This window comes from Bradyrhizobium sp. U87765 SZCCT0048 (genome assembly GCF_018131225.1).
Taxonomy (GTDB): domain Bacteria; phylum Pseudomonadota; class Alphaproteobacteria; order Rhizobiales; family Xanthobacteraceae; genus Bradyrhizobium_A.
Genome location: NZ_JAFCMM010000001.1, coordinates 236,830 through 251,641 on the forward strand (window position 1 = coordinate 236,830; position 14,812 = coordinate 251,641).

Annotated in this window: 13 protein-coding genes; 5 read left to right on the top strand and 8 right to left on the bottom strand. The window is 65.9% G+C overall.

Going from position 1 to position 14,812, the window contains the following annotated elements; genetic code table 11:
- Positions 1–57: 57 nt before the first annotated feature.
- The gene (locus JQ639_RS01040; RefSeq protein ID WP_211970076.1) at positions 58–1,281 is read left to right on the top strand and encodes a lytic murein transglycosylase; all 1,224 of its coding nucleotides are present in this window, start codon (positions 58–60) and stop codon (positions 1,279–1,281) included.
- A 132-nt stretch (positions 1,282–1,413) separates the two neighbouring features.
- On the opposite strand, the gene recJ is transcribed toward JQ639_RS01040, so the two are convergent.
- The 7 genes from recJ to JQ639_RS01075 all read right to left on the bottom strand — a co-directional run bounded on the left by recJ (position 1,414) and on the right by JQ639_RS01075 (position 8,795).
- The gene (gene recJ / locus JQ639_RS01045) at positions 1,414–3,252 is read right to left on the bottom strand and encodes a single-stranded-DNA-specific exonuclease RecJ (RefSeq protein ID WP_211970077.1); all 1,839 of its coding nucleotides are present in this window, start codon (positions 3,250–3,252) and stop codon (positions 1,414–1,416) included.
- Positions 3,253–3,283: 31 nt separating this feature from the next.
- Positions 3,284–4,024 (bottom strand): haloacid dehalogenase type II, encoded by a 741-nt coding sequence (locus tag JQ639_RS01050; RefSeq protein ID WP_211970078.1) that lies wholly within the window; start codon positions 4,022–4,024, stop codon positions 3,284–3,286.
- 16 nt (positions 4,025–4,040) lie between these two features.
- Positions 4,041–4,493 (bottom strand): GNAT family N-acetyltransferase, encoded by a 453-nt coding sequence (locus JQ639_RS01055; RefSeq protein ID WP_211970079.1) that lies wholly within the window; start codon positions 4,491–4,493, stop codon positions 4,041–4,043.
- 10 nt (positions 4,494–4,503) lie between these two features.
- The gene (gene glpX, locus JQ639_RS01060; protein WP_211970080.1) at positions 4,504–5,502 is read right to left on the bottom strand and encodes a class II fructose-bisphosphatase; all 999 of its coding nucleotides are present in this window, start codon (positions 5,500–5,502) and stop codon (positions 4,504–4,506) included.
- 47 nt (positions 5,503–5,549) lie between these two features.
- On the bottom strand, positions 5,550–6,872 hold the full coding sequence (locus JQ639_RS01065; RefSeq protein ID WP_211970081.1) for a homoserine dehydrogenase: 1,323 nt from the start codon (positions 6,870–6,872) through the stop codon (positions 5,550–5,552).
- A 24-nt stretch (positions 6,873–6,896) separates the two neighbouring features.
- Positions 6,897–8,114 (bottom strand): LL-diaminopimelate aminotransferase, encoded by a 1,218-nt coding sequence (locus JQ639_RS01070; RefSeq protein ID WP_211970082.1) that lies wholly within the window; start codon positions 8,112–8,114, stop codon positions 6,897–6,899.
- Positions 8,115–8,384: 270 nt separating this feature from the next.
- A complete protein-coding gene (locus JQ639_RS01075; protein WP_249123628.1) occupies positions 8,385–8,795 on the bottom strand; it encodes a hypothetical protein in 411 nt (136 codons plus the stop codon).
- Positions 8,796–8,911: 116 nt separating this feature from the next.
- Between JQ639_RS01075 and JQ639_RS01080 the strand changes: the two genes are divergently transcribed.
- Together JQ639_RS01080 and JQ639_RS01085 are read left to right on the top strand one after the other, a co-directional pair.
- Positions 8,912–10,714 carry a PHA/PHB synthase family protein gene (locus JQ639_RS01080; RefSeq protein ID WP_211970083.1) on the top strand — a complete coding sequence of 601 codons (1,803 nt, stop codon included), beginning with the start codon at positions 8,912–8,914 and terminating at the stop codon, positions 10,712–10,714.
- 236 nt (positions 10,715–10,950) lie between these two features.
- A complete protein-coding gene (locus tag JQ639_RS01085) occupies positions 10,951–11,349 on the top strand; it encodes an MAPEG family protein (protein ID WP_211970084.1) in 399 nt (132 codons plus the stop codon).
- An 82-nt stretch (positions 11,350–11,431) separates the two neighbouring features.
- On the opposite strand, the gene JQ639_RS01090 is transcribed toward JQ639_RS01085, so the two are convergent.
- A complete protein-coding gene (locus tag JQ639_RS01090; protein WP_211970085.1) occupies positions 11,432–11,962 on the bottom strand; it encodes a DedA family protein in 531 nt (176 codons plus the stop codon).
- 192 nt (positions 11,963–12,154) lie between these two features.
- On the opposite strand from JQ639_RS01090, the gene JQ639_RS01095 reads away from it, so the two are divergent.
- Both JQ639_RS01095 and parE read left to right on the top strand, forming a co-directional pair.
- Positions 12,155–12,514 (top strand): hypothetical protein, encoded by a 360-nt coding sequence (locus JQ639_RS01095; RefSeq protein WP_211970086.1) that lies wholly within the window; start codon positions 12,155–12,157, stop codon positions 12,512–12,514.
- A gap of 180 nt (positions 12,515–12,694) precedes the next feature.
- Entirely contained in the window at positions 12,695–14,746 is a 2,052-nt protein-coding gene (parE, locus tag JQ639_RS01100) for a DNA topoisomerase IV subunit B (protein ID WP_211970087.1), read from the top strand.
- Positions 14,747–14,812: the final 66 nt, after the last annotated feature.

The window sequence follows — 14,812 nt, forward strand, 5'->3', positions numbered from 1 at the left end:
TCTTGCAATCGCGACAGCGTTTGGCTGATCGCCCTGCAGCGCACTACACTGCGTGTCATGACCCTGATCGATTCTCGCCAGTTGACGCGGCGGACCCTGCTCCGGATCAGTGCCGGCGCTGCCGCCTACGCCCTGTCGCCGGCGGGTGCCGCCGCACCGCCTGGCTTCGACCAGTGGCGCGACACCTTCCGCGCCAAGGCGATGGCGCGCGGCATCACGGAGGCGACCTACAGCCGCGTCATGGGCCGCATCGCGCCGGACATGACCGTGTTCGCGCAGATGCGCAACCAGCCGGAATTCAACGAGCAGACCTGGCAGTACATCAACCGCCGCGTCTCCGACTGGCGCATCATCGCCGGCAAGGAAGCGCTGCGTAAGCACGGCGCGGTGTTCGCGCGCATCGAGCGCGACTTCGGCGTTGAGCGCGGCACGCTGCTGGCGCTGTGGGGCGTCGAGAGCGCCTATGGCGATCCGCTGGTGCAGCAGAACCATATGCGCCCGGTGTTTCCCTCCCTCGCCGCGCTCGCCTGGAACGAGCCGCGCCGCAAGGCCTACTGGGAGACCGAATTGATCAACGCGCTGAAGATCGTGCAGCGCGGCTGGAGCACGCCGGAGGAAATGCGCGGCTCCTGGGCCGGCGCCATGGGCCACACCCAGTGGATGCCGGAGGTCTGGCTGAATGTCGGCTTCGACTATGACGGCGACGGCCGTGTCTCGCCGTTCGGTGCGCCCGACGATGCCTTGGGCTCGACCGCGCGCTATCTCGTCAACCGCGGCAAGTATCATCGCAACGAGCACTGGGGCTATGAGGTGCGGGCCGACGGCGCGAGCGGCGGCGGCAGCCGCAGCTATGCAGCCTGGACCGCGGCCGGCGTGAGCCGCGCCGACGGCCAGCCGTTTCCGCAGCCGAATGCTTCGGCGCAACTGTGGACGCCGGTGCCCGGCGGCCCGTCGTTCCTGCTCGGCCCCAACTTCTATGCGGTGCGCAGCTACAATCCGTCGATGAACTACGCGCTCGCGATCGTGCATCTCGGCGACCGCATCCTCGGCGCGGGACCGTTCATCCAGCCCTTCCCGGGTTCCGAGCGCGCGTTGACGCTCGCCGAGGTGCAGGAGATGCAGACTCGCCTCACGCGCCTCGGCTTCGACACCAGCGGCACCGACGGCCGTGTCGGCAACGACACCATGAAGGCGATCAAGGATTTCCAGATCAAGACCGGGATCACCCCCGCCGACGGCTATGGCGGGCTCAAGGTGCTGGCCCGGCTGCGCCAGGGATGACGATCAAACGGCCTGAACGGCGGTCCGGCGACTACAGCGCGCTCGTTTTTACTTGAATCGCGAACACGCTCTATTTTTTGTTTTGACGCGTTTTCTTCACGCGAACCGGTGCCCACTTCGCTCGAAAACACTCTAGCGGATCACGGCCGGCCCGGCCTCCGGCACAGCGACATCACTGACGCGCATCTGCACCCGTTCATTGCCCTGCCAGCGGTCGATCGACAAGGTGCCTGCCACGTGCAACGGCTGGCCGCGGTTTTCCAGCAGCGCGTGGCCGAGCTTCTGACCGACCGCGCGAAAGGCGATGGCGTTGACCACGGCACCGTCGCCGGCCTTGAAGCGCAGCCGCAGGTGCGCCTCGCCGACCGGATCGGCATAGACGAGCTGATGCGCCGGCAGCGCGATCATCGGCTCGGGATTGCCGGCGCCATAGGGCGCGGCGCGGTTGAGCATCGACACGAACTCCGTGGTCACCGCTCGCGCGCTGACCGCGCCGTCGACCAGCAGCTCGTTGACATGGCGCGCCTTGCGCACGTCGTCGCCGAGCGCCTCCTCCATGGCGGCGCGGAATTCGCCGAGCCGCTCCTTTTTCAGTGTCACGCCCGCGGCCATGGCGTGGCCACCGCCCTTGACCAGGATGCCGTCGTCGACGGCCTTGCGCACCGCCTTGCCGAGATCGACGCCGGCGATCGACCGGCCCGACCCCGTGCCGGTGCCGCCGGGCTCGAGGGCGATCGCGAACGCCGGCCGCCCGAATTTTTCCTTCAGCCGTGCAGCCACGAGGCCGACGACGCCGGGATGCCAGCCTTCGGACGCGGTGACGATGACAGCGCCCTTGTCCTCGAGGCCGAGCGCCGCCAGCGCTTCGGCCTCGGCCTGTTCGACCGCGGCGCGTTCGATCTTGCGGCGTTCCTCGTTGAGCCGGTCGAGGTCGGCGGCAATGCGCGCGGCCTCGGAGATGTCGCCTTCCAGCAGCAGCCGCACGCCCATGTCGGCCTTGCCGATGCGGCCACCGGCATTGATGCGCGGCCCGAGCATGAAGCCGAGATGCCACGCTTCCGGCGGACCGCTGAGCCGCGCCACGTCCATCAGCGCGGTGTGGCCGATATGGTCACGCCGGCGCATCGCGATCAGGCCCTTGGCGACAAACGCACGGTTCAGCCCGATCAGCGGCACGACGTCGGCCACGGTGCCGAGCGCAACATGATGCATCTGCCCGAGCAGGTCGGGCTCCGGTCGCACCGCGTTCCAGAAACCGCGGCTGCGCAGTTCGCGGTTGACGGCGACCAGCGTCACCAGCACGAGACCGACGGCGGCGAGATGACCGAGACCCGAGAGATCGTCGAGACGGTTGGGATTGACCAGCGCATCGACGATCGGCAGCTCGTCGCCGGCCTGATGGTGATCGATCACCACGATGTCCATGCCGCGACGCTTGGCCTCGGCGAACGGCTCGAAGCTCGTGGTACCGCAGTCGACCGTGACCAGCAGCGTGGCGCCGCGATCGGCCAGCGAGCGGATCGCCTCGACGTTCGGGCCGTAGCCCTCGAAAATGCGGTCGGGGATATGGATCAGCGGGTCGAGCCCGCAATGGCGCAGGTGCCAGGCCATCAGCGCCGACGATGTCGCACCGTCGACGTCGTAGTCACCGAAGATCGCGACCTTCTCGCCCCGCGTCGCGGCGTCGGCGATGCGCCGTGCCGCGGCTTCCATCTGGGTGAGGCTGAACGGATCGGGCAACAGCTTGCGGATGGTCGGGTCGAGAAAATCCTCGACCGCGTCGAGCTCGATGCCCCGCCCGGCAACCACGCGCGCCAGCATCTCCGGCAACTGATGGCGTTGCGCAATGGCGAGCGCACGCGCCGCGCCGCGCGCGTCGAGGCGATCGCGCCACAGGCTGCCCATGGCCGACCGCGTCACGCCGAGAAAGGCGTCGGGAGCTGATACGGGCAAAGGCGTCGAAGGCGACATCGCGGGTCCGGTAGGTGACGGCGGCAGACGATCAGCAACTGAGGCGGTCGGCGAGATCGTCAAAATCGCTCACCACCAGCGTCCAGTCGCCTTCTGCCTTGAAATCGCGCTTCTGCAACGGGCCGTACTCGGTCGGTCGCGGCACGAAGCAGGTGGCAAGACCGCACGCCTGCGCAGCGGCGAGGTCGTTGTTGTGGGCGGCGCACAGCATCACTTCCTCAGGCTGCAGGCCGAGTAGACCCGCCGCGCCGAGGTAGGTTTCCGGATCGGGCTTGTAGTGGCGGAACACCTCGGCGCACAGCACGAGATCCCACGGCAGGCCGGCATGCTTGGCCATGTTGACCAGCAGCGCGACGTTGCCGTTCGACAGCGGGCTGATCACGAAACGGGTCTTGAGCCGCGTCAATCCGGAGACGCTGTCCGGCCACGGATTGAGGCGATGCCAGCCGCGGGTGACATGATCGAGGTCGGCCGCGGTCATACCGGCGATGCCCTGCTCAGCGACCAGGCGCTCGAGCGAAGCGCGGTGCAGCGCATCGAGATTGACGAACCCGCGCTCGGGATGCTTGCGCACCTCGTTCATCGACGGCACGTAGGCTGCGCGCCAGGCATCGACCAGCGCCGTCCAGTCGCCGCGCACGCCACGCGCCTGCGCCCATGCGGTGAGCTCGGTGATCAGGCTGCCACGCCAGTCGACCACGGTGCCGAACACATCGAACAGCAGCGCCTTGACGCCGGGGGCGGAATTCGACGCGGCATGGTGGTCCGGCATAGACTGCTCCCCGGGACTATTCGACGGCCTTGCCATAGTGGATGAAACCGGTGCGCGTGGCGAGCTTGTCGTACAGCTCCTGCGCCTGCGTGTTGGTCTCGTGGGTGAGCCAGTACAAGCGACTCGCGCCGGCATCATGCGCAGCGGTCTCGACCGCGCCGATCAGCGCACGGCCAACCCCGTGGCCGCGCACGCCCGCCGATACAAACAGATCTTCAAGGTAGCAGTAGCAGTCGCGCGCCCAGGTCGAGCGATGAAGCACGTAGTGCACAAGGCCAACCAGCTGGCCGTCGATCTCGGCGACCAGCGCGTGCAGCGGCTCGACGGGATCGAGAAAGCGGATCCAGGTGATGTCAGTCACCTCCGCCGGCAGCTCCTGTTTGTAGAACGTCAGGTAGCCCTGCCACAGGGGCTCCCAAGCCGCGCGATCGGCGTCGGTGACCGGTCGGACGTTGAGAGCTCCCCCCATGGCGGCGTCCTCAATCGAGGTGGAATTTTTCGAACTGACGGTGCTCGGCGCGGATCAGGCGCACCGTGCCGGTCACCGAACGCATCACCACGGTCTCGGTCTCGATCACGTCCTTGCGGAACTTGACGCCGGACAGCAGCGAACCATCGGTGACGCCGGTGGCGGCGAACAGGCAGTCGCCCTTCACCAGATCCTCGATGCCGTAGATCATCTGCGGATCGGTGATGCCCATCTTGAAGGCGCGCTCGCGCTTCTCCTCGGTGTCGAGGATCAGGCGGCATTGCATCTGGCCGCCGATGCAGCGCAGCGCCGCAGCCGCCAGCACGCCTTCCGGCGCGCCGCCGGTGCCCATGTAGATGTCGACGCCGGTGTTGTGCGGATCGGCCGTGTGGATCACGCCGGCGACGTCGCCGTCGGTGATCAGGCGCACCGCGGCGCCGGTGCTGCGTACGCCGGCGATGATGTCGGCGTGGCGCGGACGGTCGAGCACCAGCGCGGTGATCGCGGAGGCTGGCACGCCCTTGGCCTTGGCCAGGCGCAGGATGTTGTCGGCCGGCGACGCATCGAGGTCGACGACGCCCTTGGCATAGCCCGGGCCGACCGCGATCTTCTGCATGTAGACGTCGGGCGCGTTGAGCAGCGTGCCGCCCTCGGCCATCGCCATCGTCGCGATCGCGCCCGGCATGTTCTTGGCGCACAGCGTGGTGCCTTCGAGCGGGTCGACGGCGATGTCGACCTTCGGGCCGGCGTTCATGCCGACCTTCTCGCCGATGAACAGCATCGGCGCTTCGTCGCGCTCGCCCTCGCCGATCACGACAGTGCCTTCGATCGGAATCTTGTTGAGTTCGCGGCGCATGGCGTCCACCGCCGCCTGGTCCGCCGCCTTCTCGTTGCCATGGCCGCGCAGGCGCGCCGCCGAGACCGCCGCACGTTCCGTCACACGAACGATCTCGAGCGTCAGGATGCGCTCCAGCAGTTGCTGCGGCGGAACGGAAATGGTCGTGGACATGGTCTTGGCTCCCAAAATACGTAGCGGCGGGGCGAAAATGCCCCAGTTCAGTTCTTCTCGATACGGATCACCTGCGGCCGGCCGGTGATCACCTTGTCGCGCTGCACGGCCTTCAGGGCCCGGTACACCGCGTCCTCGTGGGTCGCATAGGTGATCAGGATGACCGGAACCGGCGCCGACTTGCCGCGCGGGCTCGCAGCGACAACGGCGTCGTCCGGATGGCGTTGCACGATCGACTCGATCGAAATCTTCTGCTCCGCGAGGCGGGTTGCGATGGTCGCGGCGGTGCCGGCGAGATCGCGTGCCATGAGGCGGATATAGTAGCCGCCCTCGTGGCGCTCCATCGGAGCCTTGGACACCGGCTGCAGCTTGTCGACTGGACGGCCGAACGGCAGCGACCGAACGCCGCGTGCGACGTCGGCGATATCGGCGACCACGGCGGAGGCGGTCGCGGCGCCGCCGGCACCGGGGCCGACCAGCGTGATCGGCGGAATCCCCTCGCCGTCGATGGTCACCGCATTGGTGACGCCCATCACCTGGGCAATCGACGACGACTTCGGGATCATGGTCGGATGGACGCGCTGCTCGATGCCCTTGGCGGTGCGCACCGCGACGCCGAGCAGCTTGACGCGATAGCCGAGCTCTTCGGCTGCGCGCAGGTCTGCCGGCGCGATCGACGAGATGCCTTCGACGTTGACCGCGCTCTGCGCCACCTTGGTTCCGAACGCGAGGCTCGCCAGGATGGCGAGCTTCTGCGCGGTGTCGTGGCCGTCGACGTCGAACGACGGATTGGCCTCGGCATAGCCGAGACGCTGGGCGTCCTTGAGGCAATCCTCGAACGACAGCGCCTCCTGTTCCATGCGGGTCAGGATGTAGTTGCAGGTGCCGTTGAGGATGCCGTAGACGCGATTGATCTCGGTTCCGGCGAGGCCCTCGCGCAGGGTCTTCACCACGGGAATGGCGGCGCCGACGGCGGCCTCGTAGTTCAGCGTGCCACCGTGGGCTTCAGCGAGCGCGGCGAGGCTGACGCCGTGCTTGGCGAGCAAGGCCTTGTTCGCGGTGACAACCGCCTTGCCGGCGCACAGCGCGGCCTGGATCGCCGACAGCGCCGGCTCACCGTCGCCGCCCATCAGCTCGACGAAGCAATCGACGTCCGGATCACCGGCGACCGCCAGCGGATCCTTGGCCCATGTGATACCACGCAGATCGACGCCGCGCTTCTTGGCCTTCGAGCGTGCCGTAACGGAGACGACGCGAATACCGCGACCGCAGCGCGCCGAAAGCGCCCGCGACTGCGTTTCAATGAGACGGACAACCTCGGCACCCACGGTGCCGAGGCCCGCGATACCCACTCTGAGTGGTGCGACCATACGAGACAAAACCAGCCGGAAAAACTATCGCCGATTGGCGAGAGGAACCACGTTGTGCAACGTTTCGATGCCGCTTTCAAGGAAGCGGCGCAGATTCCGCGCCGCCTGGCGGATCCTCTGCTCGTTTTCCACCATCGCGATGCGGACATAGCCCTCGCCATGCTCGCCAAAGGCGACGCCCGGCGAGACCACAACGCCAGACTTCTCCACCATCAGCGTGGCGAACTGCATGCTGCCGAGCTCGCGGAATTTCTCCGGCAGCGGCGCCCAGGCGAACATCGATGCGTTCGGCGGCGGGATGTCCCAGCCGGCACGGCCGAAGGCTTCGACCAGGGTATCGCGGCGCTTGTGGTAGATCTCGCGCATCTCGCTGATGCAGTCCTGCGGACCGTTCAGCGCTGCGGTCGCGGCGACCTGCACCGGCGTGAACGCGCCGTAGTCGAGATACGATTTCACACGCGCCAGGGCGGCGATGATGCGCTCGTTGCCGACAGCGAAACCCATGCGCCAGCCAGCCATCGAGAACGTCTTCGACATCGAGGTGAACTCGACGGTGACGTCGATCGCGCCGGGCACCTGCAGCACCGACGGCGGTGGATTGCCATCGAAATAGAGCTCGGCATAGGCGAGATCGGAGAGGATGAAGATCTCGTGCTTTTTGGCGAAGGCAACGAGATCCTTGTAGAAATCGAGCGTCGCCACATAGGCCGTCGGGTTCGACGGATAGCACACGATCATCGCGATCGGCTTGGGGATCGAGTGGATGATGGCACGCTCGAGCGCGTGGAACAGCTCCGGCGTCGGCTCGGCTGGCACGGAGCGGATGACACCGCCCGCCATCAAAAAGCCGAAAGCATGAATCGGATAGCTCGGGTTGGGGACGAGCACGACGTCGCCGGGCGCGGTGATCGCCTGGGCGACGTTGGCAAAGCCCTCTTTCGAACCCAGCGTGGCGACCACCTGGGTGTCCGGATTGAGCTTCACGCCAAAGCGGCGCTCGTAATAGCCGGCCTGGGCCTTGCGCAGGCCGGGAATGCCGCGAGACGCCGAATAACGATCGGTGCGCGGCTTGCCCAGCGTCTCCTTGAGCTTCTCCAGGACGTGCGGCGGGGTCGGCAGGTCCGGGTTCCCCATGCCCATGTCGATGATGTCGGCCCCCGCATTGCGTGCGGCCGCCTTGGCCCGGTTGACCTGTTCAAAGACGTAAGGCGGCAGACGGCGAATGCGGTAGAACTCTTCCATGGGATTTTTGGCTCCGAGACCCACAAATGGCAGGATCGCCAATTTGCGGTTGAATCGGGCCCTTTTTAGCACGGTCGACCCGCAGCACCAGTTGTTTTCAGGGTTTTTTCGGCAGGCCTGCCGCGCGCCCGGGGGGCGTGCCGAGGCCGTTTCGCGCCACCGCCGCATGTCCTGGCCGCCGCCCGGTCGGGCGTCACGACGGAGCTAACCGAGGCAGGTCCCTGCGAGCCCGTGCGGGGCCGGATTGCCCCGCCTTCCCGCGCGTTGCGGCTACTGCTGGCTGGCCGCCCTGGCCGCGCCTTCCTGGCGCTGGCGCACGGCCTGGAGATCCTTCTCGACCTTGGCCTGTTCGGTCGGGTCGAGGACCGGATCGGTCCGTGCGGCCGGCATGTCGTGAACGGCCGGATAGGCGCCCGGCTCCGCCGGTCGCGCCGGTGCACCGGCCGGCACGCCGACCACCGGAAGATCGGCGAGCGGCACCGAGCACGCGCCGAGCGCGAGGATCGGCAGCGCGAGTGCGCATACGAGCACGCGGCGATGCGCCGCTGCTTGAAATTTTTGCATCCTGATCATCACGCTGCCGAACATTCTATCACGCGAAAGCATTAAGAACTTCATGAATAGATCGGCGTCTTGGGGCTCCAGTATGACGAAAGCAAGAATTTTATCGCGGTGCAGCACAAGGAATTCTGGAATAGCCCGCGAAACATGTCATCATTCCACCAACGAGTTCTGACGTTCGCCATTTCGATCGCTGCCAATCCTCATCTGTGTCCCGTTTCAACTGTGTCCCGCTAATGACCGACGTTCTCGAACACACCAAATCCCCTGGAAAATTCGACGCCGAGGCATTCGCGCACAATCTCGCCAAGGCGCTGGAGAGCAGCGGCCAGGCGCTCGCGGCCTACCTGAAGTCGCGCGAAGGCGTGCCGGCGGACGAGACGCCGACCGAGATGCGCGAACTGGTGAAAACCTTCACCGCCGTCGCTGAATACTGGCTGTCGGACAAGACGCGCGCGTCCGAACTGCAGCTCAAGCTCGGCAAATCCTATCTCGACCTGTGGGGCTCCTCGATGCGTCGCCTGGTCGGCGAGAACGCCGCCCCCGCGGTATCGCCGGCGCCTCGCGACAAGCGCTTCCAGGACGCTGAATGGAAGTCGAACCAGTTCTTCGATTTCGTCATGCAGCTTTACTTGCTGACGACCCAGTGGGCGTTCGACGTCGTGCGCAAGGCGGACGGGCTCGACGATCACACCCGCAAGAAGGCCGAATTCTACGTTCAGCAGATCACCAACGCACTGTCGCCCTCGAACTTCGTGCTGACGAATCCCGAGGTGCTGCGCCAGACGCTGGCGTCGAGCGGCGACAATCTGGCGCGCGGCATGAAGATGCTGGCCGAGGACGTCGTCGCCGGCCATGGCAGCCTGCGCATCCGCCAGTCGGATTCCTCGAACCTGCGGGTCGGCGACCAGCTCGCCAATACGCCAGGCAAGGTGATCTACCAGAACGATCTGATGCAACTGATCCAGTATCAGCCGGCCACGGAGAGCGTGCTGCGCACGCCGCTGCTGATCGTGCCGCCATGGATCAACAAGTTCTATATTCTCGACCTCAACCGCGACAAATCGTTCATCAAGTGGTGCGTCGACCAGGGGCTGACCGTTTTCGTCATCTCTTGGGTCAACCCGGACAAGACCCTCGGCGAAAAGACCTTCGACGACTACATGAAGGAAGGCCCGCTCGCCGCGATGGATGCCATCGAGAAGGTGACCGGCGAGATGAAGGTCCACACCATGGGCTACTGCGTCGGCGGCACCCTGCTCGCCACGACGCTGGCCTGGCTCGCCGAGAAGCGGCGCGTGCGGGTCACCTCGGCGACATTCCTTGCCGCCCAGGTCGACTTCACCCATGCCGGCGACCTGCTGGTGTTCGTCGATGAGGACCAGATTTCGTCGCTGGAGCGCGACATGCAGCGCGACGGCGTGCTCGAAGGCAGCAAGATGGCAATGGCCTTCAACATGCTGCGTTCGAACGACCTGATCTGGTCCTACGTCGTCAGCAATTATCTCAAGGGCCAGCAGCCTGCGGCTTTCGACCTGCTGCACTGGAATTCGGACGCGACGCGGATGCCGGCGGCGAACCATTCCTATTATCTGCGTAACTGCTACCTGGAGAACCGCCTGTCGGCCGGCACCATGGTGCTCGACAACACCCTGCTCGACCTTTCAAAGGTCAAAGTGCCGGTCTACAACCTCGCCACCAAGGAAGATCATATCGCGCCGGCGGAATCGGTGCTGTACGGCTCTCAGTTCTTCGGCGGCCCGGTGCGCTACGTGCTCGCGGGCTCCGGCCACATCGCTGGCGTCGTCAACCCGCCGAATCTCGGCAAGTACCAGTACTGGACCAACGAGCGCATTCAGGACATCACGGTGGCCGAGTGGCTGAAGGACGCGCAGGAGCACAAGGGCTCGTGGTGGCCGGACTGGCGGCAGTGGATCGAACAGCACGACCCGGAGCAGGTGCCGGCCCGCGAGGTCGGCTCCGCCGCGCTGCCGCCGATCGAGGACGCCCCTGGCAGCTACGTCCACGTCCGCGCCTGACACGGGGCCGTCTCCCCTGACTCCACGTGTCGGACGTCACATACCTGCCTGACGTCGCATCCCCGACGTCATATCGTCATGGGAAAACATCGTTGGCAAACATCTGTGGCAAACACCCGTGCCGCGACCAGCACGCCATACCGGCGATTCCACTTTTCGTCGAAAATGCATTATGAGTTGGCGATGGGATCGTCGAGCTGTTCATCATCCACTGCATCAAGGCCGGGAGCTTTGCAATGACGCGCGAACTGTTCTGGTTGACCCTCACGGTGATCCTGACGGGTCTGCTGTGGGTCCCCTACATTCTCAACCGCTGCCAGGTTCGCGGACTCGGTGGCGCGATGGCCAATCCATCGCGCGCCGACAAGCCGCAGGCCGAATGGGCCAACCGCCTGATGTTCGCCCATGACAACGCGATCGAAAACCTCGTTATTTTCGCGCCGCTGGTTCTGATCCTCAATGCGATCGACTATTCCAGCAAATGGACGGTGCTCGCCAGCGCGGTCTACTTCTGGAGCCGCGTCGCCCATGTCATCGTCTACGCGATCGGCGTGCCGGTGTTTCGCACCCTCGCCTTCGTGGTCGGCTTCATCGCCCAGGCGGTGCTGGCGCTGGCGATCTTCCAGCTCGTCTGAGCCGAACCTGACGCGAACGATTTCGAGGGACGGTGCTCGCACCGTCCCTTTTTTGCTGTCGTGGATCACACGGACGACGGTGTCAGGCGCTGCTCCACAGCCAGGCCACGGCCCGCGAGATAATGTCGCCGAAGATCAGCAGCGTTGCCGACCAGACGAACGCCGAGGAGAAGTTGGCGAGCTGGAAGCGCATGTAAGGCATCTCGAAGATGCCGGCGACCAGAGGCACCGAGGCCCGCAGCGGCCCGAAAAAACGCCCGATGAAGATGCCAGGAATACCCCAATTGCGCACGAACGCCTCGCCGCGCGGCAGCATGTCGGGGTAGCGTGACAGCGGCCACATCTTCGCGACGCGGTCCTTGAAGGTGAAGCCGAACCAGTACGACAGCCAGTCGCCGCAGGCCGCGCCGAGCGCGCCGGCGATCCAGACCGGCCAGAAGCTGATGCCGCTGGCGCCGATCATTGCACCGATGCCGACCAATGCGCCCCAGGCGGGAATCAGCAGCGACAGAAACGCCAGCGATTCGCCGAAGGCCAGGAAGAAGACGATCGGCGCAGCCCAGGCCTGGTGATCGCGCACGAAAGCGAGCACCGACTGCACCATGTCTTCCATTCCAACGTCCTCCCGTTCGCGACATGCCGTTGAACCAAAACACGCGCCCGATGTCCAAAGCATTGTTCCGACCGTCGCGCGCCGGCACCTCTGGAGCCCGCCGACCTTCCCCGCTTACCGTCTGCACCGCGCCACCGGGATCCGGGCGGACGGCTCTGCACCTTGTTCATTCCCTGAAAGCGAGATCATACGATGGCCGCCCTGATGCTTTCGGCTAGTGCTGTTTTGCTCCTTGTCGGCATGGTCGCCGGCATCGTGATGGGCGTCCAGCACGACTTCACGCTCGGGCCGGCCCACGCCCATCTCAATCTCGTCGGCGGCGTGCTGACGTTCCTGTGCGGCCTGTACTACCGCGCGGTGCCGCAGGCCACGACGCTGACACTCGCCAGGGCGCAGGCGGCTTTGCACATCGTCGGCAGCCTCGTGTTTCCGTTCGGGATCGCCCTCGTGGCCACCCAGGGCATCCAGATCGTCGCGATTGTCGGCTCGCTCATCGTCACGCTGGCCATGGCCTTGTTCGTGGTGGTCGTGCTACGCACCGCCCGGGCCTGACGGAGGCACACGCTGCGCGCGGCCCGTTCCACCCCGGGGCGATTGTGATCCAGCGGACGGCCGGTTCCACCGGGTTCCCCCAGCCCGCGACCGCCCGGGACGTCACATTGCCGACCCCATCCATGGCATATTGGGCGGGAGTGATTCGCCCCTGCCGGGCCCCATGCGATCTGAAGACATATGACTAAGCCATTGAAAACGAACAAGAGCGGCAAATCAGAAGACCTCTTCGGAGGTTCAGCCAAGGCCCGCCCGGCCGCAAAGGCGGCTCCAAAGCCGGCCAGCGCCGAGGCCGGCTATACCGCGGCCGACATCGAGGTGCTGGAGGGGCTGGAGCCGGTTCGCCGCCGCCCGGGCATGTATATCGGCGGCACCGACGAAAAGGCGCTGCACCATCTGTTCGCCGAGGTCATTGACAACTCGATGGACGAGGCCCTGGCCGGCCACGCCACCTTCATCGAGGTGACCTTGGGTGCCGACGGCTTCCTTACGGTCACCGACAACGGCCGCGGCATCCCGGTCGACCCCCATCCCAAGTTCCCCAAGAAGTCGGCGCTGGAGGTCATCCTCTGCACCCTGCATGCCGGCGGCAAGTTCGACTCCAAGGTCTATGAGACCTCGGGTGGTCTGCACGGCGTCGGCGTCTCCGTGGTCAACGCCCTGTCGTCGCTGCTGGAGGTCGAGGTCGCCCGCGACCAGAAGCTCTACCGCATGACGTTCGAGCGCGGGCACCCCAAAGGCAAGCTCGAGGAGCTTGGCAAGGTTCATAACCGGCGCGGCACCCGCGTCCGCTTCAAGCCCGACACCGACATCTTCGGCGCCAAGGCGACCTTCAAGCCGCAGCGCCTGTTCAAGATGACACGCTCGAAGGCCTACCTGTTCGGCGGTGTCGAGATCCGATGGAATTGCGATCCGGAGCTGCTCAAGGGCGTCGACGACGTCCCGCCGGAGGCCACCTTCCACTTTCCGGGCGGCCTCAAGGATTACCTCGCCGCGGCCATTCATGCCGATACGCTGGTGCACCCGGACATCTTCTCCGGCAAGTCCGGCCGCAACGGCTCGCACGGCGCCTGCGAATGGGCGGTGGCGTGGACCGCCGACGCCGACGGCTTCCTGTCATCGTACTGCAACACCATTCCGACGCCGGACGGCGGCACCCATGAATCCGGCCTGCGCAGCGCGCTGCAGCGCGGACTGAAGGACCATGCGGAGCGCGTCGGCCAGGCCAAGCGCGCCGCTTCCATCACGTCCGAGGACGTCATGGTCGGCGCCGCCATCATGCTGTCGGTGTTCGTCCGCGAACCCGAATTCCAGGGCCAGACCAAGGACCGCCTCGCCACCGCCGAAGCACAGAAGATCGTCGAGCAATCCATCAAGGATCCGTTCGACCACTGGCTGTCGGGCAACCCGGTGCAGGCCAACAAGCTGCTGGAGTTCGTGATCGAGCGCGCCGACGAGCGCTTGCGCCGCCGCCAGGAGAAGGAAATCTCGCGCAAGACCGCGGTGCGCAAGCTGCGCCTGCCCGGCAAGCTCGCCGACTGCACCAACACCGCGGCCGAAGGCTCCGAACTGTTCATCGTCGAGGGAGACTCGGCAGGCGGCAGCGCCAAGCAGGCGCGCGACCGAAAGACCCAGGCGATCCTGCCGCTGCGCGGCAAGATCCTCAACGTCGCCTCCGCCGGCAAGGACAAGCTCGCCGCCAACCAGCAGATCTCCGATCTCATGCAGGCGATTGGCTGCGGCACCGGCGCGCACTACCGCGAGGAAGACCTGCGCTACGGCCGCATCATCATCATGACGGACGCGGACGTCGACGGCGCCCATATCGCCTCGCTGCTGATCACCTTCTTCTACCGGCAGATGCCGCGGCTGATCGACGAAGGCCACCTCTACCTCGCGGTGCCGCCGCTGTATCGGCTGAGCCACAGCGGCAAGGTGTTCTACGCCCGCGACGACGCCCACCGGAACGAAATCCTGAAGAAGGAATTCAACGCCAACGCCAAGGTGGAGATCGGCCGTTTCAAGGGGCTCGGCGAAATGATGCCGGCGCAGCTCAAGGAGACCACCATGGATCCTGCCAGGCGCACGCTGCTGCGCGTGGTGCTGCTGCCCGACGATCGCGAGGGCACCGCCGATTCCGTCGAGCGGCTGATGGGGTCCAAGGCCGACGCCCGTTTCACGTTCATTTCAGAACGCGCGGAATTCGCCAGCGACGAGTTGCTGGATGTGTGATGCCGTCGCGCCGTGCCTCCGGCACGGCGCCGATCATCGTAACGGCGATCTGGCCTGATCGCCGGT